Here is a 25202-nt window from a genome sequence, read left to right on the forward strand (position 1 = left end):
TTCCCGAGCGCGGCGAGGCGACGCCGGAGGGCGACGCCGCGGGCGCCGCGGACGCGCCGAGCCCTGCGCGCTCGACCGCGCCCGACGCCTCAGGCGGTCGCCTCGAAGACCTGTTCCACACGCACGTCGACGAGGTCTCCGCCGCGGCACCGCCCAAGAGAAGGCGCCGCCGCACGGGCTGTCTGATCGCGCTGATCATCGTTCTGGCCGTCGTCGGTGGTCTCGCGGCCACGGGAGTCTGGGCGATGAACACCTACGGCGACAGGATCAGCGACGCACTCGGTTGGGGCGAGCCCGACGACTGGGAGCCCGGCCTCGCCTCGGGCGAAGTCATCGTCACCGTCAAGGACGGCGACACCGGATCTCCGGTCTCCTCCGCGCTCTACGAAGCGGGTGTCACCCGCACCGAGACCGTCTTCTACGACTATCTCGTCGAGGAGGGCATCGCCGTCACGTTCTATCCGGGCAACTACCGTCTGCAGGAGAAGATGACCGCGGAGGCCGCGCTCGAGGCGCTGCGGAATCCCGAGAACAAGCTCGAGAACTCGGCGAACGTGGGAGAGGGGGCGACCATCGATTCGTCGCTGCCGGGGATCTCCGAATCACTCGGCATCCCGCTGGCTGATCTCGAGGCGGCCGTGGCCGACCCCTCGGTCTACGGCGTGAACGCGCAGACGCTCGAAGGATGGCTGTTCCCTGCGCTGTACACGTTCGATCCCGGGGTGACCGCCCAGCAGGTGATCCAGCGGATGGTCGACCGCACGCACGAATCGCTCGACAAGGCCGGTGTCCCCGCGGAAGACGCCCAGCGGATCCTCACCATCGCATCGATCATCCAGCGCGAAGGTCTGACCGCGGACTTCCCCAAGGTGTCCCGCGTGATCCAGAACCGCCTGGACATCGACATGAAGCTCCAGATGGATTCGACCGCGCAGTACGGATACGGCTCCCTGCACGAGGGCGTGGTGTCGAGCTCGGCCGAGGCGCTCGAGGATCCGAACGACTGGAACACCTACGTGCACACGGGGCTCCCGATCACGCCGATCGCGAGTGCGAGCGACAAGGCCATCGATGCTGCGATGCATCCCGCGGACGGCCCGTGGCTGTATTTCGTCACGGTCAACCTTGCGACCGGCGAGACGCAGTTCTCCGAGACCTACGAGCAGCACCTCCAGGGCGTCGAGAAGTGGGACCAGTGGTGCAAGGCGAATCCCGACGGCGGATGCTCGGGCTGATGACGGCACACCGTCTGGCGGTCTGGGGCGACCCGATCTCGCACTCGAGGTCGCCCCAGCTGCACGCCGCGGCCTATCGTGTCCTCGGACTCGACTGGGAGTACTCGCGCCGGCAGGTCGATGAGAACGGATTCGCTGAGGCTCTCGGGGGACTCGACGGCTCATGGCGGGGTCTGTCGCTGACGATGCCGCTCAAAGAGCAGGCGCGTCTGGCCGCTGAATCTCTCGACCCGCATGCCGAACTCACGGGAGCCGTCAACACCCTGCTGCTCGACGAGACCCTCCGAGGCTTCAACACCGACGTCGGCGGCATCGTCGACGCGCTGGGCGATGAGGGACTCACGGCTGTCGACCGCGTGCGGATCCTGGGGGCCGGCGCCACCGCGGCGTCGGCGCTGGTCGCCGCAGCCGAGATGGGCGCGGCCGCCGTCGACGTGCGTGCCCGCCGCCCCGACCGTGCGGCGCCGCTCGTCGCTCTCGGCCACCGGCTGGGCCTCGATGTCTCGGCGCGCGATCTGCGGGCCGATGCGGAGCCGGTCGATCTGACGATCGCCGCTCTTCCCGGCGGCGCGAGCGTGGATGAGGATGCAGTGCGGGCGCTGTCGACGACAGGCGGGGCGCTGTTCGACGTCGCCTACTCTCCGTGGCCGTCAGCGTTGGCGGCGGCATGGGGCGGGGGACCCGCGATCTCGGGGCTCGGGATGCTGCTGCACCAGGCTGTGCGTCAGATCCGCGTGTTCCTCTCGGGAGACCCTTCTCGCAGACTGCCCGACGAGGACGCCGTCGTGGCGGCGATGCGCGCCGTTCTCGCGTCGTAAGGCGACACGCGGCACGTGACCGCCCGAAACGCATGGGAGACTAGAGCAATGCTCCGCGTGCTCACGGCCGGCGAATCGCACGGCCCAGAACTCATTGCCGTCATGGAGGGTCTTCCCTCCGGCGTCCCGGTGTCGTCCGAGGCCATCCAAGCCGATCTCGCGCGCCGCAAGCTCGGATACGGGCGCGGGTCCCGCATGAAGTTCGAGCAGGACGAACTGACGATCTCGGGCGGCGTCCGCCACGGCAAGACCCTCGGCAGCCCGATCGCGCTGCGCATCGGCAACACCGAATGGCCCAAGTGGATCGAGGTCATGAACCCCGAGCCCGTCGACCTCACCGACAAGTCGCGCGGCAGGGGCGCGCCGCTCACGCGACCGCGCCCCGGGCACGCCGACCTCGTGGGCATGCAGAAGTACGACTTCGACGAGGCGCGCCCGATCCTCGAGCGCGCCAGTGCACGGGAGACCGCTGCGCGGGTGGCTCTCGGCGCCGTCGCCCGATCGTTCCTGGGCGAACTCGGCATCCGTCTCGTCAGCCACACTTTGTCGATCGGTCCTGTCCGTGTTCCCGAGGGTGCGGCGCTGCCGACGCCCGATGACGTCGCGGCTCTGGATGCGGATCCGCTGCGATGCTTCGACCCCGCCACCTCCGAGCGCATGGTCGCCGAGGTCGACGACGCGAAGAAGGACGGCGACACGCTCGGCGGGATCGTCGAGGTGCTCGCGTACGGCCTGCCTCCCGGACTCGGCTCTCACGTGCACTGGGATCGTCGTCTCGACGCCCGTCTCGCTCAGGCGCTCATGAGCATCCAGGCGATCAAGGGGGTGGAGGTCGGTGACGGCTTCGAGACCACCCGCCGCCGCGGATCCGCCGCCCACGACGAACTGTTCGCGACCGCCGAGGGCATCACCCGCGGCTCCGATCGTGCAGGCGGCACAGAAGGCGGCATGTCGACCGGCACGGTCCTGCGGGTCCGCGCGGGCATGAAGCCGATCGCGACGGTCCCGCACGCGCTGCGGACGATCGACGTCGCCAGCGGTGAGGATGCCACGGCGCACCACCAGCGGTCCGACGTGTGCGCGGTTCCCGCGGCAGGTGTCGTGGCCGAGGCGATGGTGGCCGTCGAACTGGCCCGCGCCGTGCTCGAGAAGTTCGGGGGAGACAGCGTCCGCGAGACCCGCCGCAACCTCCAGGGGTACCTCGACGGCATCCCCGCCGAGTTGCGCACGACCCCCGCGTCCGAGGCCGCGCTCATCGCGCATGACGAGCGCGGCTGAGCGGCTGACGCTGGTGCTCGTCGGCCCGATGGCGGCCGGCAAGACCAGCATCGGGCGACGCGTGGCGCGTGCGCTCGGGCAGCCCTTCATCGACACCGACAAGCGAGTGGCCGCCGAGCACGGGCCGATCCCGTCGATCTTCGCGGCGCACGGTGAACAGTACTTTCGCGACCTGGAGCGTTCCGCGGTGGCGGCGGCACTCGCAGAGGGCGGAGTGATCTCCCTCGGCGGCGGCGCCGTGACGGACGAAGCCACCCGCGCTCTGCTGCGCGAGCACCCCGTGGTCTTCCTCACTGTGAGCGAGGCCGCAGTGGCGGAGCGGATCGCCGCAGGAGGACGCCCGCTGCTCGAGGGCGACGACCCGGTCGCTCGGTGGACAGAGATCTTCGCGCAGCGCCGAGCCTGGTACGACGAGGTGGCGACGGCGACGTTCGACACGTCGCGGCGGCCGATGCAGCGGATCGCCGAGGACATCGTGGCATGGAGGAGGGAACAGGGATGAGCACGACGACCATCACCGTCACGGGGGAGACCCCGTACGACATCACCATCGGACGAGGCATCCTCGACCGCGTGTCCGCGGCGCTCGCACCGGGAGTGCGGAAGGTGCTCGTGGTGCATCCGCCGACCCTCGCCGCCCGCGCCGCGGAACTGCGCGACCGGTTGCTCGCCGACGTCGGCGAGGGCCCGCGCGAGGTGCTGCTCGCCGAGGTGCCCGACGCCGAACAGGGCAAGCGCATCGAGGTCGCGGCTTTCTGCTGGCAGGTCATGGGGCAGGCCGACTTCACGCGCACGGATGCCGTGATCGGCTACGGCGGCGGGGCGGTCACCGACCTCGCCGGCTTCGTCGCGGCGACCTGGCTGCGCGGGGTCCAGGTGGTGCACGTGCCGACCACCGTGCTCGGGCTCGTCGACGCGGCCGTCGGTGGGAAGACAGGCATCAACACCGCCGAGGGCAAGAACCTCGTCGGAGCGTTCTGGGCCCCTCGCGCGGTGATCGGCGATCTCGACGAGCTGGCGAGCCTCAGCCCGAACGAGGCGACGGCGGGCTTCGCTGAGGTCGTGAAGGCCGGCTTCATCTGGGAGCCGGAGATCCTCGACATCATCGAGGCGGATCCGAGCCGAGCCGTCGACACCACCACTTCGGAGTTCCGTCGCGCGGTCGAATTGGCGATCCAGATGAAGGCGACCGTGGTCTCGGGCGACTTCCGTGAAGCGGGACACCGCGAGATCCTCAATTACGGGCACACGCTGGGGCACGCCATCGAGCACTCCGAGCGCTATCGGTGGAGGCACGGCGCCGCGATCTCGGTGGGCATGCTCTATGCGGCCGAGCTCTCCCGGCTCGCCGGACGGCTGTCCGACGCCGCTGCCGAGCGGCATCGCACTGTGCTCGAGTCGCTCGGCCTCCCGGTCTCCTACCGTGCAGGGGCGTGGCAGCAGCTGCTCGCCACGATGCAGAGGGACAAGAAGACCAGGGGCGGCATGCTGCGCTTCATCGTGCTCGACGACGTCGCGAAGCCGACCGTGCTGCAGGCCCCCGACGAGTCGCTGCTCTTCGCGGCCTACCAGGAGATCGGCGAATGACCAGGCGGATGCTGCTGGTCAACGGCCCGAACCTGAACCTGCTCGGCACCCGTGAGCCGGAGGTCTACGGCACCGCCACCCTCGCCGACGTCGAGGCTCTCACGCGTGCGGCTGCGAGCGAATGCGGCTTCGAGCTGCGGGCGATCCAGAGCAACCACGAGGGGGTGCTCATCGACGCCATCCACGCTGCACGCGAGGACTGCGCGGCGGTCGTGATCAACCCCGGCGGCCTCACGCACACCTCGGTCTCGCTGCGCGATGCGCTCACCGGCGTCGCCCTGCCCTTCGCCGAGGTGCACATCTCCGACGTGTACGCGAGGGAGGAGTTCCGTCACCATTCGTACCTGCACGATGTCGCCGCGGTGCGCGTGATCGGCCAGGGCGTCGACGGCTACTCGAGCGCTGTGAGGCAGCTCGCGGCCCTCATCCCGTAGAATCGACTGTCGGCCCGCGCCCGCACAGGCTCGGCGCCCCCAGAACTTTCACCCACGAACGGAACTCTCAGCGCATGGCATCTACCGCAGACATCAAGAACGGCGTCGTCCTCAACATCGAGCGGCAGCTCTGGAGCGTCGTCGAGTTCCAGCACGTCAAGCCCGGCAAGGGCGGTGCGTTCGTGCGCACCAAGCTCAAGAACGTGATGAGCGGCAAGGTCGTCGACAAGACGTTCAACGCCGGCGCCAAGGTCGAGATCGAGAACGTCGACCGCCGCGACTACACGTACCTGTACACCGACGGCGACGGATACGTGTTCATGGACCAGACGGACTACGACCAGATCACGGTCCCGGCCGCGACCGTCGGCGACGCGAAGAACTTCCTGCTCGAGAACCAGCAGGTGACGATCGCGCTCAACAACGGGAACCCGCTGTACATCGACCTGCCCGCATCCGTCGTGCTCGAGATCACGTACAGCGAGCCCGGAGTGCAGGGCGACCGCTCGTCGGCCGGCACCAAGCCCGCGACCCTCGAGACCGGCTACGAGATCCAGGTGCCGCTCTTCGTCGAGACCGGCACGAAGGTCAAGGTCGACACGCGCACCGGCGACTACCTCGGCCGCGAGAAGTAAGGCGTGAGCGCCCGTACGAAGGCGCGCAAGCGCGCACTCGACATCCTGTTCTCGGCGGACGTCCGCGGCGACGAGGTCGCCGTGGCGCTCGCCTCCGAGGCGAAGCGTGCGGCGTCCGAGCCTGCGCGCGAGGCGTCGTGGCTCTACGCACGCGAAGTGGTCGACGGGATCGTCGACCACCGAGACGAGATCGACGAGCAGATCACGACCCACAGCCGTGATTGGAAGCTTGAACGGATGCCTGCCGTCGACCGCGCTCTCCTGCGCATCGGTGTGTGGGAGATCCTCTTCAACCCGGAGGTCCCCACGGCGGTCGCGATCGATGAGGCCGTCGAGCTCGCCAAGGAGTTCTCGACGGACGATTCCGGCGCCTTCGTGCACGGCGTGCTCGCACGCGTGGCCCGCGCCGTCTGAGGGCCGAGCCGCGGTCCGACATCGCCGATGTCGGTACCTGCGGGAAGGATGAGGGTATGTCCGCGCCGCACGTCGATCTCCGTGAGATCATGCAGATCACGGATGCCGGGGGATACAAGAGGGGTCTGTCGTATTTCCGCGAGGGCAATGTGCTCGACGTGGTCTGGCACGAAGACCTTCTCGAGCTGGAGGGCCACGTACGCGGCGGCCAGGACGAGCCGTATCTCACCGAGATCACCTTCATCTCGTCCAACGGCAGACGCCGGATGCGCACGACCAGGTGCTCATGCCCCGTGCGAACGGGATGCAAGCACGTCGTCGCGACGGTTCTGGCCTCCAACGTGCACGAGTACTCCCAGCAGGCCGCCGCACTCGAAGTGGCTCCCGAACCGTCGAAGACCCCTCCCCGGCCCGCCGCGACCTCGTGGCGGTCGCTGCTCGAACCCGAAGCCGCCCGTCACGCGATGCCGCTCGCGGTGGGTGTCGAGCTGCGTCACCGCGAGTCCCGCGCCGAGAGCCACTGGGGGCCGCGCCCGATGCGCGCGGCCACTCTCCGTGATCTCGCGCGCCCCTCGGGAGAGCTGCTGCTGGGGATCCGCCCGCTCATGCGCAGCGCTCAGACGGGGGCGTGGATCCAGGGACACGCCGGATGGGACGCCGTCCGCAGAGACGCCGCGCAGTTCGGTCGCGCGCAGACCCGGTGGTTCGGCGATCTCCTGAGCATCTCGCGCGACTCGCTCCTGTCGGGCAACGCGGGCGAGTGGCTCATCGTCGATCAGATCGAGTCGGCCCTCCTGTGGGGACAGCTGCGGGCGGGGGCCGAGCTCGGCATCCCGCTCGTGACGAGCCAGAAGAACTCGACGGTGCGCCTGGCGGATGCGGCAGCCGTGACGGCGGCGATCGCCCGCTCCGACGACGGTTCGCTGTCGATCGGCGCCGAGGTCACGGTCGACGGCAGTCCGGTCGACGCCGGCGACACGCACCCCATCGGCAGAACCGGGGTCTACACCGCTCGACTCACCGGGAACCGGATCGAGATCGTCCTCGCCGAGGTCCCGCTCAGCGAGCAGACGCGCACGCTGCTCGCAGCCCCGGCACCCGTGGTCGTCCCGGCGAGCGAGGAGCAGGCTTTCATCGACGACGCCTATCCGCTGCTGGCTCGACGCTCCTCCGTGCGACCGGTGGGTCCGGTGACGTTGCCGGAGGTTCCCGAGCCGACGCCCGTGCTCACGGTCGTGTTCGAACGGGGCGATGTCGTGAGCTACGACTTCCGCTGGTCGTACGGCAGCTTCGGCACCGTGCCGTTCGCGTGGACCACCTCTGCCGTGCGCGACGCCGACGCCGAGGGTGCTCGCAGATCGGAGATCGAGGCCATCTGGCAGGAGCATCGGGTCACGAGGTTCCGCCCGTCCGGGTCGTTGCACGACATCGACGCCGCCGACTTCGTCGCGCAGCTCGTGCCGGCGTGGGAGGCGAGCGGCGTTCGGGTCGACACGCAAGGAGCGCGGAAGGACTACCGCGAGCTCACCGGCGACCCCCAGGTCACCGTCACGAGTGTCGAATCCACCGACTCGGACTGGTTCGACCTGGGCATCCTGGTCTCGATCGACGGACGCCGGATCCCCTTCGGCCCGCTGTTCTCCGCGCTCAGCAAGGGTCGCAAGAAACTGCTCCTCGCCGACGGCGGCTACTTCTCCCTCAGCCACCCGGCGCTGGACCGACTCCGCGAGCTCATCGAGGAAGCGGGGGAGCTGGACGAGTGGGAGACGGGGCCGCGGATCAACCGCTATCAGGTGGATCTGTGGGAGGAATTCGAAGACCTCGCCGACGAGGCGCAGCCGGCTGTCAGCTGGCGCGCGACGGCCGAAGGGCTGCGGCGCGCCGACGGCGTGCCCCCCACGCCGGTGCCGACGGGACTCCGTGCCGATCTGCGGTCGTATCAGAAGGCGGGCTTCGACTGGCTCGCGTTCCTCTGGAAGCATCGCCTCGGCGGGATCCTCGCCGACGACATGGGTCTCGGCAAGACGCTCCAGCTCCTGACGTTCATCCAGCACACACGTGAGAACGGCGAGACCCGCCCCTTCCTGGTACTCGCTCCCACCTCGGTCCTGAGCACATGGCGCACGGAGTCCGCGCGGTTCACGCCCGGTCTGCGGGTCGCCGTCGTCGCGACCACCAGCTCGTCACGATCGGATGCGCTCCGCGACGCAGCCGCCTCGGCCGATGTCATCGTGAGCTCGTACACGGTCGCACGGCTCGACGAGGAGGCATTCCGTGAGGTCGAGTGGGCCGGGCTGATCCTCGACGAGGCGCAGTTCGTCAAGAACCCCAAGACCAAGCTGCATCGCGCGATCGCCACGTTCCGATCCGATGCCGTCTACGCCGTCACGGGCACACCGATGGAGAACAGCCTGTCGGAGCTGTGGTCACTGCTGAAGCTGGCTGCCCCCGGTCTCTTCCCCTCCGCACGAAAGTTCCGTGACCGCTACATCCAGCCGATCGAGAAGGGCAAGGTCCCCGAGAACGAAGAGGGCGGGGAGTATCGAGCCCGGAGGCTCGCCCAGCTGCGACGGCGCATCCGCCCTCTCATGCTCCGGCGGACGAAGGAGCTCGTCGCCGCAGACCTGCCCGCCAAGCAGGAGCAGCTCCTCGAGGTCGAGCTCAGTCCCGCGCACCGCGAGCTGTACGACGTCGTGCTGCAGCGCGAGAGACAGAAGGTGCTCGGGCTCCTCGACGATCTCGACCGCAACCGCTTCATCGTCTTCCGATCGCTGACGCTCCTGCGCATGCTCAGTCTCGCGCCGGCGCTGATCGATGAGAACGACGGGGAGATCGGGTCCAGCAAGCTCGACATCCTGCTGGATCGCGTCACCGAGCTGCACGCCGAGGGGCATCGTGCGCTGGTGTTCAGTCAGTTCACCTCGTTCCTCGATCTCGCCGAGGCGCGACTCGCAGAGGCGGGCATCCCGTTCGCGCGCCTGGACGGGTCGACACGCCGTCGGGCGGACGTCATCGACTCGTTCAAATCGGGGCAGCAGCCGGTGTTCCTGATCAGCCTCAAAGCGGGAGGATTCGGTCTCACGCTCACCGAGGCCGACTACGTGTTCCTGCTGGACCCCTGGTGGAACCCGGCGGCGGAGGCGCAGGCGATCGACCGCACGCACCGCATCGGCCAGACCAGCCAGGTCTTCGTGTATCGGATGATCTCGACCGGAACGATCGAGGAGAAGGTGCTCGAGCTCCAACGCCGGAAGGCGCGACTCTTCACCGCGGTCATGGACGATGAGCAGCTGTTCGCCCAGTCGCTCACGGCCGACGACATCCGCGGTCTCTTCGACGGCACCTGATTACTCCCGGCCGGTCACCGCAGCCGCACAGGGGGCCGCCGGTAGAATCGAACGGTTCACTTCAGGAGGAATGCATGCGGATCACCGGACTCGGCCACGCCGGGATGTTCATCGAGACGGTCGGCGGAAACATCATCTGCGACCCGGTGCTGGGGCCGTCCTTCTTCGGCTCGTGGTTCCCGTTCCCCGACAACCGAGGGCTGGACTGGGAGCGTTTCGGCCGTGACGCGGACTTCCTCTACATCTCCCACCGCCATCGGGACCACTTCGACCCGGCGCTGCTCGAGCGATACATCCGGAAGGACATCGAGGTCCTGCTGCCGGAGTATCCGATCGACGACCTCGAGAAGGACATCCGAGCGCTCGGGTACACCAACATCACGTACGCGCCGGCCGGCGAGATCATCGAGCGCGGTGAGCTCAAGATCATGATCACCCCGCTGCGCGCGCCGAGCGACGGTCCCATCGGTGACTCCTCGCTGAGCGTCGACGACGGCACCGGCTCCGTGCTCAACCAGAACGACTCCCACCCGCTCGATCTCGACAGCCTGCTGCACTTCGGCAAGCCCGATGCGTACTTCACGCAGGTCTCGGGTGCGATCTGGTGGCCGATGGTCTACGACCTCCCGCTCGACGCGAAGCAGAATTTCGCGCGTCTGAAGCGTGAAGCACAGAACAAGCGGGCGATGTACTACATCGACAAGGTCGACGCGCCGCATGTGTTCCCGATGGCGGGACCGCCCATGTTCCTTCGTGACGACCTGTTCGACTTCAACGGCGTCGGTCGCAACGGGGAATCGATCTTCACGGATCAGAAGCAGTTCCTCGAGCACATGAAGGAACTCTCTCCGCAGTACTCCGGCCACCTGTTCGTCCCCGGCACCGTCGTCACGGTCGACGGGGGAGAGGTCACGACCCGGCAGTCGCTCTACTCCGAGGCCGAGCTCGCTCACATCTTCGACGAGAAGTGGGACTATCTCGAAGAGCAGCGGGCCAGCCGTCAGGAGGAGATCACCGATGAGGTGGCCACTCGTGCAGATGTGCTGCCTCCGGCGCAGATGCTCGAGGAGCTCAAGAACTGGTGGGAGCCGCTGCTGAAGAAGTCCCGCACGATCCGGCTCGGGGTCGGGGGATGCGTGCGGTTCAAGATCGGCGATCTCGACATGGTGGTCGACTTCCCGCGCGCCAAGGTACGGGAGTACGCGGGCGAGGAGTGCATCTACTGGTACACGATCCCCGCCGATCTCGTGTCGACGAACATCCGCGACCACGAGATCGACTGGTCGAACTCGATCTTCCTCTCCATGCAGTTCAGCGTGGGCCGCAGCGGCAAGTTCAACGAGTTCCTCACGACCTTCCTCAAGTGCCTCTCGGTCGACCGCATCGAGTACGTCGAGAACTGGTACCAGGAGCAGACCGACCAGACGGAGGACGCCGAGGTCGGCGACTGGGTCGTGCAGCGGCGGTGCCCGCACCTGCGGGCGGACCTCACGAAGACCGGAAAGGTCGACGAGGACGGCATCCTCACATGCAGCATGCACGACTGGAAGTGGGACCTGAAGTCCGGCCGCTGCCTGTCGACCAGCGGTCATCCGATCCGCGCGACCAAGATCGACGATGTCACCGAGGCTGTTCTCAGCGAGGCCAGCTGACGTGGTGCGCTCTTCGCACCCTCAGGGGTCGGGAAGGGATGCCCGCACCTCGCGTGTGCGGTTCGACGGGCCGCTGCGCGGCGCCCGCTGGGTCGTGCGGTCGGACGCCCACCGCCTGGTGCGCGTCGCGACGGAGTTCCTGCAGGAGCAGGGGTTCGAACCGCGCAGCGACGACATCGGGGCCTCCCTGCGCGCCCAGGAGTCGGAGTGGACGGCGACGGCGCTCGAGATCGGCGACGAGAAGCGGTCGCGGCGCGGATTCTGGCAGGGCCTGCTGACCGACGACCTGCCGTTCCCGCTTCCGCGGGCGCTGCAGCGCGCCATCCCGCCCACACTCGTCGTGGTCGCCGCCCGGCGCGTGGCGTCGGGTGTCGCAGAACTCGTCGTCTTCCCCCACATCTCGCGCCGCGGCGACGCCGAGTACTCGCGTGCCGCAGCCCCGCGGATCCGTGCCGCGCTCGAGGGCATCACCGAGGCGGCCGGTGCCGAGGGAGCGATGCTCTCGCACGAGCACCTCCGCGGAGTGCCCGACGACGGAGCCCCGTTCTCGCAGGCCGTGGTGCGAGACGTCCTCGGCTGGCGATGACCACCCGCTAGACTGGACGCACCAAGCAACCTTTAACACCGTCCTGTGAGGCGGAGAAGGGAGCGGCTCATGAGTGCACGCACCGTCCTGCACGAAGCCGATATCTCGCGGGCTCTGACCCGCATCGCACATGAGATCCTCGAGTCGAATCGAGGTGCCGAGAGCCTCGTCCTGCTGGGCATTCCGACCCGCGGCGTGACGCTCGCACGGCGACTCGCGTCCGTCATCGGAGAGATCGCGTCGACGACCGTGGCCGTGGGCGCGCTCGACGTCACGATGTTCCGCGACGATCTCGCCTCGCAGCCGACCCGCTCGCCGCGTCGGACCGAGATCCCCGCCGGCGGCATCGACGACAAGACCGTCGTCCTCGTCGACGACGTGCTCTTCTCCGGGCGCAGCATCCGCGCGGCACTCGACGCGCTGCAGTCGATCGGTCGCCCTGCAGTCGTGCGTCTCGCGATCCTCGTCGATCGCGGCCACCGCGAGCTGCCGATCCGCCCGGACTTCGTCGGCAAGAACATCCCGTCGTCCCGGCAGGAGCGCGTGAACGTCCGTCTGCGAGAAGACGACGGCGCCGAAGAGGTGACGATCGAAGCATGAGACACCTCCTCGACACCCGTTCACTCGATCGCGAGACGGCCCTGCGCATCCTCGACGTCGCCGAGGACATGTCCGACACGCAGTCGCGCGAGATCAAGAAGCTCCCGACGCTGCGCGGCAAGACGGTCGTGAACCTCTTCTTCGAGGACTCGACTCGCACGCGCATCTCGTTCGAGGCCGCAGCGAAGCGCCTGTCTGCCGACGTCATCAACTTCGCAGCCAAGGGCTCGAGCGTCTCGAAGGGCGAGAGCCTCAAGGACACCGCACAGACGCTGCAGGCGATGGGCGCCGATGCGGTGGTCATCAGGCACCCCGCGTCCGGGGCTCCGCAGACGCTGGCGACGAGCGGCTGGATCTCCGCCGGCGTCGTGAACGCGGGAGACGGGACGCACGAGCATCCGACGCAGGCGCTGCTGGATGCCTTCACGATGCGCAAGCGCCGCTTCGGCGCCGACAGCCGTGGGCGGGATCTCGCGGGCACCCGGGTCGTGGTGGTCGGAGATGTGCTCCATTCTCGGGTCGCGCGATCGAACGTGTGGCTGCTGACGACCCTCGGGGCGGAGGTCACGCTGGTGGCTCCGCCGACTCTGGTGCCGCAGAACGTCTCGCTCTGGCCCGTCCGGGTGCTGTACGACCTCGATGAGGCTCTCGCCGAGGGGCCCGACGCCGTGATGATGCTCCGCATCCAGCTCGAGCGCATGAACGCGGCGTATTTCCCCACTGAGCGGGAGTATTCACGCAGATGGGGTCTTGACGCACTGCGAGTCGCCGGGCTTCCGGGCGGTAGCATTGTGATGCACCCCGGACCCATGAACCGGGGTCTGGAGATATCCTCCGAAGCTGCCGATTCCCCGCGCTCGACCGTGCTGGAGCAGGTGACGAACGGGGTGTCCATCCGTATGGCAGTGCTGTACCTGCTGCTTGCAGGCGAACGAGACGACGAACGAGGGGGAGACCAGTGAGCGAGACCCTCGTCATCACCGGCGCACGGCTTCTCGGCGCGGACAGCGCCGACATCATCGTGGAGAACGGCCGCATCGCCGAGATCGGCACAGGTCTGAGCCGTGCGGGTGCGCGGGTGCTGGATGCTGCGGGACTCATCGCGCTTCCGGGTCTCGTCGACCTGCACACGCATCTGCGTGAGCCGGGCTACGAGGCATCCGAGACGATCCTCACCGGCACTCGAGCCGCTGCAGCGGGCGGGTTCACCGCCGTCTTCGCGATGCCCAACACCTCTCCGGTGGCCGACACGGCGGGTGTCGTCGAACAGGAGCTCGCTCTCGGCGAGGCTGCGCGATACGCCACCGTGCAGCCGATCGGGGCGGTGACCGTCGGCCAGAAGGGCGAGCGTCTCGCCGAGCTCGGTGCGATGGCCACGTCGCGCGCTCAGGTGCGTGTGTTCAGCGACGACGGCTTCTGCGTCTTCGATCCGCTGATCATGCGCCGCGCGCTCGAGTACGTGAAGTCCTTCGACGGTGTGATCGCGCAGCACGCGCAGGACCCGCGGCTCACCGAGGGCGCCCAGATGAACGAGGGCGTCGTGTCGGCCGAGCTGGGGCTCGCGGGCTGGCCCGCAGTGGCCGAGGAGTCGATCATCGCCCGCGATGTGCTGCTCGCCGAGCACGTCGGCTCGCGCCTGCACGTCTGCCATCTGTCGACGGCGGGGTCGGTCGACATCATCCGCTGGGCGAAGAAGCGGGGCATCGCGGTCACCGCCGAGGTCACGCCGCACCACCTGCTCCTGACCGACGAACTCGTCCGCGGCTACGACGCTCGGTACAAGGTCAACCCGCCGCTGCGCCGCGAGGAGGACGTGCTGGCCGTGCGCGAGGGGCTGGCCGACGGGACGATCGACATCGTCGCGACCGATCACGCGCCGCACCCCAGTGAGCACAAGTCCTGCGAATGGCAGGCGGCGGCGAACGGAATGGTCGGCCTCGAGAGCGCTCTGCGTGTGGTGCACCAGTCGATGATCGCCACGGGCCTGATCGGCTGGAGCGACATCGCACGCGTCATGAGCGCGGCGCCTGCCCGCATCGGCCGCCTGGACGGACACGGCACCCCGCTCGAGGTCGGCGCGCCGGCTCATCTCGCCCTCTACGACGAGTCGGTCGCGGGTGTCTTCACCGAAGCCGACCTGCACGGACGCAGCCGCAACTCGCCGTATCTCGGTCGCGATCTGCCGGGCCGTGTCGAGTACACGCTGCACGGCGGCATGCTCACGGTCGACGCCGGCGACGTCGTCGAGGAGCTTCGCGCATGATCCCCAGAGATCTCGCGATCGCACTGATGATCGCGCTCGCGGTGCTGATCCTGCTCTCCATGCTGTTCGCCTGGCGACGACGACTCCGACGTGACGCCGGGCTCGCCGCGCCGCTCGGGGTGCCGGAGCACGCCGAGGTGATCGAACGACGCGAGGTGCTGTATGTCTCCACCACGAGGCACGACCAGCCCCTCGAGCGCCTCACTCTGTCTCCGCTCGCATATCGCGCGAGAGGAGAGGCGGCGGTGACCGATCGCGGACTCGCGCTGTGCCTCGACGGCGCGCCGACCGTGTTCCTGGCCGCCTCGCGCCTCGTGAACGTCGATCGCGCGACGGTGACCATCGACCGCGTGGTCGAGCCCGGCGGACTCGTCCGAGTGGCCTGGAGCGCCGACGATGAGACCGTCGTCGACTCCTACCTCCGTCTGACCGACGGCGACCCTCAGAACTTCATCTCAGAACTGCAGCGACTCGTCCCCGCCTCCGGCATCTCGGACGACACCGCCGCCCCCGACACAGGAGCAACGTCATGACAGCCCTCCCCGAACCCGCCGTGCTCGTCCTCGAGGACGGGACCCGGCACACCGGCCGCGCTTACGGCGCCCTCGGCACTACCCTCGGCGAAGTGGTCTTCGCGACCGGGATGTCCGGATACCAGGAGACACTCACGGATCCGTCGTACGCCGGACAGATCGTCCTGCAGACCGCGCCGCACATCGGCAACACCGGCATGAACGACGAGGACACCGAGTCCCGCCGCATCTGGGTCGCCGGGTACATCGTGCGCGACCCCTCGCGCGTCGTGTCCAACTGGCGCGCGAACGCGTCGCTCGACGACGTGCTCGTGCAGGACGGCATCGTCGGCATCAGCGGCATCGACACCCGCTCGATCACACGGCACATCAGGTCTGCCGGTTCCATGCGCGGCGGGATCTTCTCCGGCGATGCGGCCCGACTGAGTGCGGAGGAGCAGCTGCGCCTCGTGCGCGAAGCCCCGCAGATGGCCGGCCAGAACCTCTCGGCGCAGGTCTCGGTCGATGTGGCCACCGTGACGACGGCGATGGGGGAGAGGGTCGGCAATCTCGCCGTCCTCGACCTCGGAGTCAAGCAGGCGACCATCGACAATCTCGCCGCTCGGGGATTCGACGTGCACGTGCTGCCGCAGAACGTGACGATCGACGAGATCCGCGCGATCGACCCGGTCGCCGTCTTCTATTCGAACGGTCCCGGTGACCCGGCGGCCTCGGGCGATCACGTCGAGCTGCTGCGCGCGGTGCTCGACGACGGCCTGCCGTTCTTCGGCATCTGCTTCGGGAACCAGCTGCTCGGCCGCGCGCTGGGCCTCGGCACCTACAAGCTGCCGTTCGGCCATCGCGGGATCAACCAGCCGGTGCTCGACAAGTCGACAGGGCGCGTCGAGATCACCGCACACAACCACGGCTTCGCCGTCGAGGCTCCGCTCGAGGGCTCGTTCGACAGCCCGAACGGCTACGGCAAGGTCGAGGTCAGCCACGTCGGGCTGAACGACAACGTGGTGGAGGGTCTTCGTGCCCTCGACATCCCGGCGTTCTCGGTGCAGTACCACCCGGAGGCCGCTGCCGGCCCGCACGACGCCAACTACCTCTTCGACCGTTTCCGCGACATGGTCATCGCGAGCAAGAAGGACGCCAAGTAATGCCCAAGCGCGACGACATCAACTCCGTTCTCGTCATCGGCTCCGGCCCGATCGTGATCGGCCAGGCCTGTGAGTTCGACTACTCCGGCACCCAGGCGTGCCGCGTCCTGCGCGAAGAGGGCGTCAGAGTCATCCTGGTCAACTCGAACCCGGCGACGATCATGACCGACCCCGACTTCGCCGACGCGACGTACATCGAGCCCATCACGTGGCAGGTCATCGAGACGATCATCGCGAAGGAGCGCCCGGACGCCATCCTTCCGACGCTCGGCGGACAGACCGCCCTGAACGCCGCGATCGAGCTGCACAACCACGGCATCCTCGAGAAGTACGACGTCGAGCTGATCGGCGCGAGCTTCGAGGCCATCAACAAGGGCGAGGACCGCCAGATCTTCAAGCAGCTCGTGCTGGATGCCGGGGCCGACGTGGCGCGCAGCATCATCGCGCACACGATGGACGACCTGCTCGAGGGCGCGGCCGAGCTCGGCTACCCGCTCGTCGTGCGCCCCTCGTTCACGATGGGCGGCCTCGGCTCGGGCTTCGCCTACGACGAGGAGGACCTCCGCCGGATCGGCGGCGCCGGACTGCGCGACTCCCCGACCACCGAGGTGCTCCTGGAGGAGTCGATCCTCGGCTGGAAGGAGTACGAGCTCGAGCTCATGCGCGACACCGCCGACAACACGGTCGTCGTCTGCTCGATCGAGAACGTCGATCCGGTCGGCGTACACACGGGCGACTCGATCACCGTCGCTCCGGCGCTCACGCTCACCGACCGCGAGTACCAGAAGCTCCGCGACATCGGCATCGACATCATCCGCGCGGTCGGCGTCGACACCGGTGGCTGCAACATCCAGTTCGCGGTCGACCCGAGCAACGGCCGGATCATCGTGATCGAGATGAACCCGCGTGTCTCCCGGTCGAGCGCCCTGGCCTCGAAGGCCACCGGGTTCCCGATCGCCAAGCTCGCCGCCAAGCTCGCGCTCGGCTACCGGCTCGACGAGATCCCGAACGACATCACGGGCGTCACGCCTGCGAGCTTCGAGCCCACGCTCGACTACGTGGTCGTCAAGGTGCCGCGGTTCGCCTTCGAGAAGTTCCCGGCTGCTGACGCGACGCTCACGACCACCATGAAGTCGGTGGGAGAGGCGATGGCGATCGGCCGCAACTACGCGACGGCGCTGCAGAAGGCGCTGCGCTCGCTCGAGAAGCGCGGCTCGAGCTTCCACTGGGGACCCGAGGACCGCTCGGTCGAGGAGCTGCTCGAGATCTCGAAGGTGCCCACCGACGGTCGCATCGTGACGCTGCAGCAGGCGCTGCGCAAGGGCGCGACGGTCGAGCAGGCGTTCGACGCGACGGCGATCGATCCCTGGTTCATCGACCAGATCGTGCTCATCAACGAGGTCGCCGAACTCGTCCGCACGGCCCCCGAGCTCGACGCGGCCACGCTGCGCTACGCCAAGGAGCACGGCTTCTCGGACGCGCAGCTCGCGCAGCTGCGCGGCGAGGACGAGGCCGAGATCCGTGGCGTGCGTCAGGGGCTCGGCATCCGCCCGGTGTTCAAGACGGTCGACACGTGCGCCGGAGAGTTCCCGGCGCTCACGCCCTATCACTACTCGAGCTACGACTTCGAGTCGGAGGTCACGCCGTCCGACCGCACCAAGGTCGTGATCATCGGATCGGGTCCCAACCGCATCGGTCAGGGCGTCGAGTTCGACTACTCCTGCGTCCACGCGTCGTTCGCCCTCTCGGATGCAGGCTTCGAGACCATCATGATCAACTGCAACCCCGAGACAGTTTCGACCGACTACGACACCTCGGACCGGCTCTACTTCGAGCCCCTCACGCTCGAGGACGTGCTCGAGGTGCTGGATGCCGAAGCCGCGAGCGGAACCATCCTCGGTGTCGTCTGCCAGCTCGGCGGACAGACTCCGCTCGGGCTCGCGAAGGGCATCGAGGCGGCCGGCTACACCGTGCTCGGCACCAGCCCCGCGGCCATCGACATCGCCGAGGAGCGCGAGCTCTTCTCGCAGCTGCTCGACTCGGCGGGGCTCATCGCTCCGCGGCACGGCACCGCGATCGACGCGGACGGCGCGGTCGCGGTCGCCGAGGAGATCGGCTACCCGGTTCTCGTGCGTCCGAGCTTCGTGCTCGGCGGCCGCGGCATGGAGATCGTCTACAGCTCCGAGTCGCTGCGCGAGTACTTCGTGCGCACCGCGGGCGAGGTCATCATCGAGGAGGGCAAGCCCCTGCTGGTCGATCGCTTCCTCGACGACGCGATCGAGCTCGACGTCGACGCGCTCTACGACGGCACCGATCTCTTCATCGGCGGCGTGATGGAGCACCTCGAGGAGGCGGGCATCCACTCCGGCGACTCCAGTTGCACTCTGCCTCCCGTGTCGCTCGGTCGCACCGACATCGACCGCGTGCGCGAAGCGACTCTCGCGATCGCCGAGGGCGTGGGTGTGCGCGGGCTGCTGAACGTGCAGTTCGCGATCAGCGCCGGTGTGCTCTACGTCATCGAGGCCAACCCCCGCGCGAGTCGCACGGTGCCGTTCGTCTCGAAGGCGCTCGGCATCCCGATGGCGAAGGCGGCGAGCCGTGTGATGGTGGGCGCGACGATCGCCGAGCTCCGTGCCGAGGGCATGCTGCCCGAGCAGGACGGCTCGCGCGTGCCGCTCGACGCACCCGTGTCCGTCAAGGAGGCCGTGCTTCCGTTCAAGCGGTTCCGCACGGCTGACGGCAAGACGGTCGACTCGATCCTCGGACCGGAGATGCGCTCGACGGGCGAGGTCATGGGCATCGACCGCGACTTCCCGACGGCCTTCGCAAAGAGTCAGGCAGCCGCGTACGGGGGGATGCCGACCTCGGGAACCGTGTTCATCTCGGTCGCCGACTCCGACAAGCGCGCCGTCATCCTGCCCGCGCACCGTCTGCAGCAGCTGGGCTTCACGATCGTGGCCACGGAGGGCACGGCGGAGATCCTGTCGCGCAACGGCATCGCGGTGACCGTCGTCGAGAAGTACAGCGAGACGCAGGAATCGGGGGCGACCAACATCGTCGACCTCATCAACGCCGGATCGATCGACATCGTGGTCAACACGCCGTCGGGCGGAGCCGCGCGTGCCGACGGGTACGAGATCAGGGCGGCCGCGGTCGCTGCCGACAAGGCGCTGTTCACGACGATGGCGGTGCTCGGGGCGGCCGTGAGCGGTATGGATGCCGCTCACGAGGGCTTCCAGGTCATGAGCCTGCAGGAATACGCGCTGGACCGGAAGGCCGCGGTGTGAGCGAGCGCTTCGGAGAGAGGCTGCGCGCTGCGCTCGACGCGCGCGGCCCTCTCTGCGTCGGCATCGATCCGCATGCGTCGCTGCTCGGCGCGTGGGGTCTGCCCGACGACGCGTCGGGGCTGCGGGAGTTCGGACTCCGCACGGTCGAGGCCGCGAGCGGTCGCGTCGGCATCGTCAAGCCTCAGGTGTCGTTCTTCGAGCGATTCGGCTCGGCCGGATACGCGGCTCTCGAAGAGGTCATGGCAGCGGCGCGCGCCGCGGATCTCCTGGTGATCGCCGACGCCAAGCGGGGCGACATCGGATCCACCATGGACGCGTACGGCGCCGCCTGGCTGACGCCGGGTTCGCCGCTCGAGGCCGACGCGCTCACCGTCAACCCCTTCCTGGGCGTCGGCGCGCTGGACGGCGCGCTCGATGTCGCACACGCGCACGGCAAGGGTCTGTTCGTCCTCGCGGCGACCAGCAATCCCGAGGCCACGACGATGCAGCGCTCGGTCTCCGCGACGGGGCGCACGGTGTCGGCCGACATCGTCGCGGTGGTCTCCGCGCGCAACGCCATGCACGCTGCGCCGGGGGAGTGGGGCAGTGCCGGATTCGTGATCGGCGCGACGGTCGACTGGTCGGATGCCGGGCTCGCCGCGTTCACGCCGTTCGCGCCCATCCTCGCACCCGGGTTCGGGAGTCAAGGTGCCGCCCCGGCGGATCTGCGGCACCGATTCGGGTCGATGAGCGCGGCTGTCATCGCAAGTGAGAGTCGCAGCATCCTCGCGGCGGGGCCGGTCGGTCTCGCCGACGCGATCGACGCTCGCGTCGCAGAGTACAGGGAGGTCGACCGTGGCTGAGTCTCGTCCGGTGCCCGAGGTCGATCGTGCCGCCGCAGCGCGCCGAGCGGTCGAACGTCGCCGTGCCCGTGCATCGCTCAAGCGCGATCTCACCACTCGCGTCGTGACGCCCCAGGCCGTGCTCGCCCGCGCGACGGACGATGCCGACTCCGTCGAGGGCTCGATGAGGATCACCGACTTCCTCCTCGCGCTGCCCGCGATCGGCGCCGGCAAGCGCGACCGGATACTCGCCGAGCTGGGCATCTCGCCCGTCAAGCGGCTCGGCGGCCTCGGTGTGCGTCAGCGAGTCGCGCTGGGGCGCTGGCTCGACGCACGATTCCCGGTGGCGGCTCCGCGAGGCGCGCGGAGTCGACTGCTCGTGCTCGCAGGACCGACGGCTGTCGGCAAGGGCACCGTCGCAGCGCACATCAGGGAGCACAATCCCGAGATCCACCTCTCGGTCTCCGCGACCACGCGCCCGCCCCGCCCCGGCGAGATCGACGGCGTGCACTACTTCTTCGTCGACGACGCGGAGTTCGATCGGCTGATCGCGGAGGACGAGCTCCTCGAGTACGCGGTCGTGCACAACAGGTCGCGGTACGGCACGCCGCGCGCCCCGATCGATGCGGCGCTCGCGTCGGGCAAGACCGTTCTGCTCGAGATCGACCTGCAGGGTGCTCGCCAGGTGCGCAAGGCCGAGCCGACCGCGACCCTGATCTTCCTGCTGCCCCCGTCATGGGATGAGCTGGTGCAGCGACTGGTGGGCCGCGGCACGGAGGACGCGGAGGAGAGAGCGCGTCGCCTGCGCACCGCGAAGGTCGAATTGGCGGCGCAGAATGAGTTCGATCACCTCATCGTGAACGACGACGTCGCCTCCGCAGCCGCCGAGGTCGTAGAATTGTCTTCGAGCTCTGCGCGCTGACCGTCTTCGCGCGCCCGCTTCACCGTCTTCGCGACGATCCCGTCGCCTGATCAGGAGGTCCCACCATGGCCGGACACCACACCAACGGAATCATCGATCCCCCCATCGACAACCTGCTCGACCGTGTCGACTCGAAGTACGAGCTCGTGATCTACGCCGCCAAGCGGGCGCGTCAGATCAACGACTACTACTCCGACCTCCACGAGGGCAACCTCTTCGACAACGTCGGCCCGCTGGTCGACTCCTCCGTCGAGGACAAGCCCCTCACGATCGCTCTGCACGAGATCAACGAGGACAAGCTCCGTCTCCGTCACGCCGAGTGACCTCCGATGACCGCACCGCTGACCGATGTCGGCGGTGCGGTCCATCATGTGAGCATCCCCCTTCTGTCCGACCCCGTTCTGGAGCCCCGATGAGCGCATTGCGTCTGTTCACGTCCGAGTCCGTCACAGAGGGGCACCCCGACAAGATCTGCGATCAGATCTCGGACAGCATCCTCGACGGGCTCCTCGCGAAGGACCCGGGGTCCCGCGTCGCGGTCGAGACGCTCGTCACGACGGGCCTGGTGCACGTCGCCGGTGAGATCCGCACCGAGGCGTACGTCGACATCCCGACGATCGTCCGGCAGGTCGTGAACCGGATCGGCTACACCTCCAGCGACACCGGATTCGACGGGGACTCGTGCGGCGTCAGCATCTCGGTGGGGGAGCAGTCGACCGACATCGCTCACGGAGTCGACAGCGCGCAGGAGCATCGCGACGGCAGCTCGGTCGATCCTCTCGACGGGCTCGGCGCAGGAGATCAGGGCATCATGTTCGGGTTCGCCACGAACGAGACGCCGCAGCTCATGCCGATGGCCGCGTGGACAGCTCATCGCATCGCCGAACGGCTCGCCGAGGTGCGCCGTTCCGGGGTGCTCCCGTTCCTCCGACCCGACGGCAAGACGCAGGTCACGCTCGGGTACGACGGCTTCACGCCCAAGACCGTCGATGCCGTGGTGCTCTCGACCCAGCATCACCCCGACATCTCGCAGGACGAGATCACGTCTCAGGTGCGCGAACACGTCATCGACCCGATTCTCGCGACCACCGGTCTCGACCTCGACGACGTCACCTACTACATCAACCCCGCGGGACCGTTCGTGACGGGCGGGCCCAAGGGCGACGCCGGGCTCACCGGCCGCAAGATCATCATCGACACCTACGGCGGCGCGGCACGGCACGGCGGCGGGGCCTTCAGCGGCAAGGATCCGTCCAAGGTCGATCGCTCGGGCGCGTACGCCACGCGCTGGGTCGCCAAGAACGCCGTGGCGGCCGGCCTCGCAGATCGGCTCGAGGTGCAGGTCGCGTACGCGATCGGCGTCGCTCGGCCCGTCGGGCTCTACGTCGAGACGTTCGGCACCGGCAAGGTGTCGGACGAGGTCATCACCCGCGCGATCGAAGAGGTCTTCGACCTGCGCCCGCAGGCGATCATCGAACAGCTCGACCTCCTTCGTCCGATCTACGCCCAGACCGCGGCGTACGGCCACTTCGGACGCGAGCTGCCGGACTTCACGTGGGAGCGCATCGACCGCGCAGAAGAGCTGCGCCGCGCTGCCGGTCTCTGAGGGGCGGCCTGATGGCAGCCCTCCGCTCATGACGACGCAGAGCCGGCGCATCGCACGCGTGCTGCTCGACTCGCCCGTGCCTCAGCTCGATCGGCTGTTCGACTACGCGCTTCCTGCTGAGCTCGGCGAGGTGCCGCCGGGGGTGCGCGTCCGGGTGCCGTTGCGCACAGCCGGTCGCGTCGTCGACGGCTATGTCGTCGAGCTCGGCAGCGAGGATGACGCCGATCGACCGCTCTCCGAGGTCGAGAGCGTGGTCTCCTCCGTGCCGGTGCTGCCCGAGAGCACGTATCGGCTGGCGCGGCGCGCCGCCGACCGTGCCGCAGGCTCGGCATCCGACGTCCTGCGGCTCGTCATCCCCAAGCGCCAGGTGCGCGTCGAGAAGGCCTGGACCGCCGACTCGCCCACGCCGGTGCCCGCGGAATCCGCGCTCGACGCCGCGACGCACCTGATCGGCATGTATGCCGGTCTCGACGAGGTCCTCGAGGAGCGAGGGCGAGCCGCCGTCGAGGCCATCCCGGTGGCTCACGGCGACGCACCGGGATGGGCGGCACTGCTGTCGTGCGCGGCTGTACGGGTTCTGGCGCACGGTGGGTCCAGCATCCTGATCGTGCCCGACCATCGCGATCTCGACCAGCTCCTCGCCGCGCTCGGCTCGTTCGTTCCCCCCGAGGCGATCGTCCGCTGGGATTCGCGTCAGACCAATCCCGATCGCTGCCGGTCCTTCCTGCGTACGCTCGAGGACGCGCCGTGCATCGTCGTCGGCAACCGCTCCGCCGTGTACGCGCCCGTGCGCGCCGGCCTGGTCGCGATGTGGGACGACGGTGATCCGCTCCTCGGCGAGCCGCTCGCTCCCTACATCAACGCGCGCGACGCGGCGCTGCTGCGCCAGGAGCAGGAGGACTCGGCGCTGCTGTTCGTCGGGCACACCCGCACGACCGACGTCGAGAGGCTGGTGGTGCACGGATGGCTGAAGGACGTGCGGGCGGAGCGTCGCGTGCTGCCGCGGGTCGTTCTCAGCACGCCGCAGGAGATGGACGCGCCGACCGCCCAGCGGATGCCGTCGTCGGCGTTCCTGTCGGCGCGCAACGCCGCCGCCGAGGGTCCTGTGCTCGTGCAGGTGTCGCGTCCGGGATTCGCGCCCTCCCTGGTCTGCGCGGAGTGTCGTGCTCCCGCCCGCTGCGCCCACTGCGGCGGCCCGCTCGGAGCCACGCACCGCGGCGCCGTGCCGGTGTGCGGCTGGTGCGGACGAGGGGCTCGGGCGTGGGCGTGCCCGCACTGCTCGTCCACGGCGCTGCGCCTGGCCTCATCGGGCAGCGAGCGCACGGCCGATGAGCTGGGCAAGGCGTTCCCGGGCGTCCGCGTGATCGTCGCCGACAGTGCTCACCCGGTGGAGCGCGTGGCCGACAAGCCGGCCCTCGTCGTGGCCACCCGTGGCGCCGAGCCTGTGGCGGAGGGCGGCTACCGCGCCGTGATCCTCCTCGACGGTCCGCGCATGCTGCAGGCTCCGGATCTGCGCATCGGCGAATCGTGCCTGCGCTGGTGGTCGAACGCGGCGGCGCTGGCCGCTCCCTCGGCGCCCATCCACCTCGTCGGCGTGGACGGCGCGCTCGCACGGGCGCTCGCGACCTGGAACCACGCCGCATACGCGCGCGCCGAGCTCGCCGAGCGAGCTCCGCTGCACATGCCGCCGGCCGCTCGTGTCGCGCTGGTGGAAGGGACCTCGGCGGCCGTCGCGCGGGCTCTGGCGTCGCTGCACGAGCTCGCGCTGCCCTCCGATGCCGTGCTCGGGCCTGTTCCCATCTCTTCCGACGACCATCCGCCGCGCGTCCGTGCGCTCGTGCGCTTCGAGTACGGTGCAGGCGCCAAGGTCGCCGCCACATTGCGCGCCTCGGTGGTCGCCGAGGCCGTGAGCAATCGCCGGGGCAAGGGCGCGACTCGGAGCGCACTCTCGGTTCGGCTCGATATCCTCGATCCGGAGCTCTGATCACGCTCCTCCGCCCCGAGCCGGCCTTCCGCGTCGTCCCGATCCGTTCAGTACCGCA

Annotated in this window: 22 protein-coding genes; all 22 read left to right on the forward strand. The window is 68.8% G+C overall.

The window, feature by feature from the left end:
* Positions 1-1235: endolytic transglycosylase MltG (mltG, locus tag RWO82_RS04315; RefSeq protein WP_314423820.1), on the forward strand; the 1235-nt coding region annotated here is incomplete at its 5' end.
* Complete coding sequence (locus tag RWO82_RS04320; protein ID WP_314423823.1) at positions 1235-2053, forward strand: shikimate dehydrogenase; 819 nt, start codon at positions 1235-1237, stop codon at positions 2051-2053. The genes mltG and RWO82_RS04320, both read left to right, overlap by 1 nt.
* A gap of 48 nt (positions 2054-2101) precedes the next feature.
* Positions 2102-3331 (forward strand): chorismate synthase, encoded by a 1230-nt coding sequence (gene aroC, locus RWO82_RS04325; protein ID WP_314423826.1) that lies wholly within the window; start codon positions 2102-2104, stop codon positions 3329-3331.
* Positions 3315-3833: a shikimate kinase gene (locus RWO82_RS04330; RefSeq protein WP_314423829.1), complete on the forward strand. Its 519-nt coding sequence runs from the start codon at positions 3315-3317 to the stop codon at positions 3831-3833. The genes aroC and RWO82_RS04330 overlap by 17 nt, the downstream gene beginning before the upstream one ends.
* A complete protein-coding gene (gene aroB, locus RWO82_RS04335) occupies positions 3830-4918 on the forward strand; it encodes a 3-dehydroquinate synthase (protein ID WP_314423831.1) in 1089 nt (362 codons plus the stop codon). Before RWO82_RS04330 ends, aroB begins: the two co-directional genes overlap by 4 nt.
* A complete protein-coding gene (gene aroQ / locus RWO82_RS04340) occupies positions 4915-5352 on the forward strand; it encodes a type II 3-dehydroquinate dehydratase (RefSeq protein ID WP_314423835.1) in 438 nt (145 codons plus the stop codon). The genes aroB and aroQ overlap by 4 nt, the downstream gene beginning before the upstream one ends.
* A gap of 74 nt (positions 5353-5426) precedes the next feature.
* Complete coding sequence (gene efp / locus RWO82_RS04345; protein ID WP_314423837.1) at positions 5427-5987, forward strand: elongation factor P; 561 nt, start codon at positions 5427-5429, stop codon at positions 5985-5987.
* A 3-nt stretch (positions 5988-5990) separates the two neighbouring features.
* On the forward strand, positions 5991-6401 hold the full coding sequence (nusB, locus tag RWO82_RS04350) for a transcription antitermination factor NusB (protein WP_201469778.1): 411 nt from the start codon (positions 5991-5993) through the stop codon (positions 6399-6401).
* 56 nt (positions 6402-6457) lie between these two features.
* The gene (locus RWO82_RS04355) at positions 6458-9748 is read left to right on the forward strand and encodes a DEAD/DEAH box helicase (protein WP_314423840.1); all 3291 of its coding nucleotides are present in this window, start codon (positions 6458-6460) and stop codon (positions 9746-9748) included.
* A gap of 74 nt (positions 9749-9822) precedes the next feature.
* Positions 9823-11400 (forward strand): Rieske 2Fe-2S domain-containing protein, encoded by a 1578-nt coding sequence (locus RWO82_RS04360; RefSeq protein ID WP_314423843.1) that lies wholly within the window; start codon positions 9823-9825, stop codon positions 11398-11400.
* Position 11401: 1 nt separating this feature from the next.
* Positions 11402-11986, forward strand: coding sequence for a hypothetical protein (locus tag RWO82_RS04365; RefSeq protein ID WP_314423845.1), 585 nt, complete (start codon positions 11402-11404; stop codon positions 11984-11986).
* Between the two features lie 69 nt (positions 11987-12055).
* Positions 12056-12586 carry a bifunctional pyr operon transcriptional regulator/uracil phosphoribosyltransferase PyrR gene (gene pyrR / locus RWO82_RS04370; RefSeq protein WP_314423848.1) on the forward strand — a complete coding sequence of 177 codons (531 nt, stop codon included), beginning with the start codon at positions 12056-12058 and terminating at the stop codon, positions 12584-12586.
* A complete protein-coding gene (locus RWO82_RS04375) occupies positions 12583-13548 on the forward strand; it encodes an aspartate carbamoyltransferase catalytic subunit (protein WP_314423850.1) in 966 nt (321 codons plus the stop codon). The genes pyrR and RWO82_RS04375 overlap by 4 nt, the downstream gene beginning before the upstream one ends.
* Entirely contained in the window at positions 13545-14849 is a 1305-nt protein-coding gene (locus RWO82_RS04380; RefSeq protein WP_314423852.1) for a dihydroorotase, read from the forward strand. Before RWO82_RS04375 ends, RWO82_RS04380 begins: the two co-directional genes overlap by 4 nt.
* On the forward strand, positions 14846-15382 hold the full coding sequence (locus RWO82_RS04385; RefSeq protein WP_314423855.1) for a hypothetical protein: 537 nt from the start codon (positions 14846-14848) through the stop codon (positions 15380-15382). Before RWO82_RS04380 ends, RWO82_RS04385 begins: the two co-directional genes overlap by 4 nt.
* Positions 15379-16524 (forward strand): glutamine-hydrolyzing carbamoyl-phosphate synthase small subunit, encoded by a 1146-nt coding sequence (gene carA, locus RWO82_RS04390; protein WP_314423857.1) that lies wholly within the window; start codon positions 15379-15381, stop codon positions 16522-16524. The genes RWO82_RS04385 and carA overlap by 4 nt, the downstream gene beginning before the upstream one ends.
* Positions 16524-19811, forward strand: a complete 3288-nt coding sequence (gene carB / locus RWO82_RS04395) for a carbamoyl-phosphate synthase large subunit (RefSeq protein ID WP_314423860.1) — start codon at positions 16524-16526, stop codon at positions 19809-19811. Before carA ends, carB begins: the two co-directional genes overlap by 1 nt.
* On the forward strand, positions 19808-20653 hold the full coding sequence (pyrF, locus tag RWO82_RS04400; RefSeq protein WP_314423863.1) for an orotidine-5'-phosphate decarboxylase: 846 nt from the start codon (positions 19808-19810) through the stop codon (positions 20651-20653). The genes carB and pyrF overlap by 4 nt, the downstream gene beginning before the upstream one ends.
* Positions 20646-21554: a guanylate kinase gene (gene gmk / locus RWO82_RS04405; RefSeq protein ID WP_314423866.1), complete on the forward strand. Its 909-nt coding sequence runs from the start codon at positions 20646-20648 to the stop codon at positions 21552-21554. Before pyrF ends, gmk begins: the two co-directional genes overlap by 8 nt.
* A 65-nt stretch (positions 21555-21619) precedes the next feature.
* Positions 21620-21877 carry a DNA-directed RNA polymerase subunit omega gene (gene rpoZ, locus RWO82_RS04410; protein ID WP_042536631.1) on the forward strand — a complete coding sequence of 86 codons (258 nt, stop codon included), beginning with the start codon at positions 21620-21622 and terminating at the stop codon, positions 21875-21877.
* An 89-nt stretch (positions 21878-21966) separates the two neighbouring features.
* Complete coding sequence (gene metK / locus RWO82_RS04415; RefSeq protein WP_314423870.1) at positions 21967-23160, forward strand: methionine adenosyltransferase; 1194 nt, start codon at positions 21967-21969, stop codon at positions 23158-23160.
* Between the two features lie 28 nt (positions 23161-23188).
* Positions 23189-25144, forward strand: coding sequence for a primosomal protein N' (locus RWO82_RS04420; protein WP_314423872.1), 1956 nt, complete (start codon positions 23189-23191; stop codon positions 25142-25144).
* Positions 25145-25202: the final 58 nt, after the last annotated feature.

The sequence above is a fragment of the uncultured Microbacterium sp. genome, from assembly GCF_963521645.1.
In the GTDB taxonomy this organism is placed as follows: Bacteria; Actinomycetota; Actinomycetes; order Actinomycetales; family Microbacteriaceae; genus Microbacterium.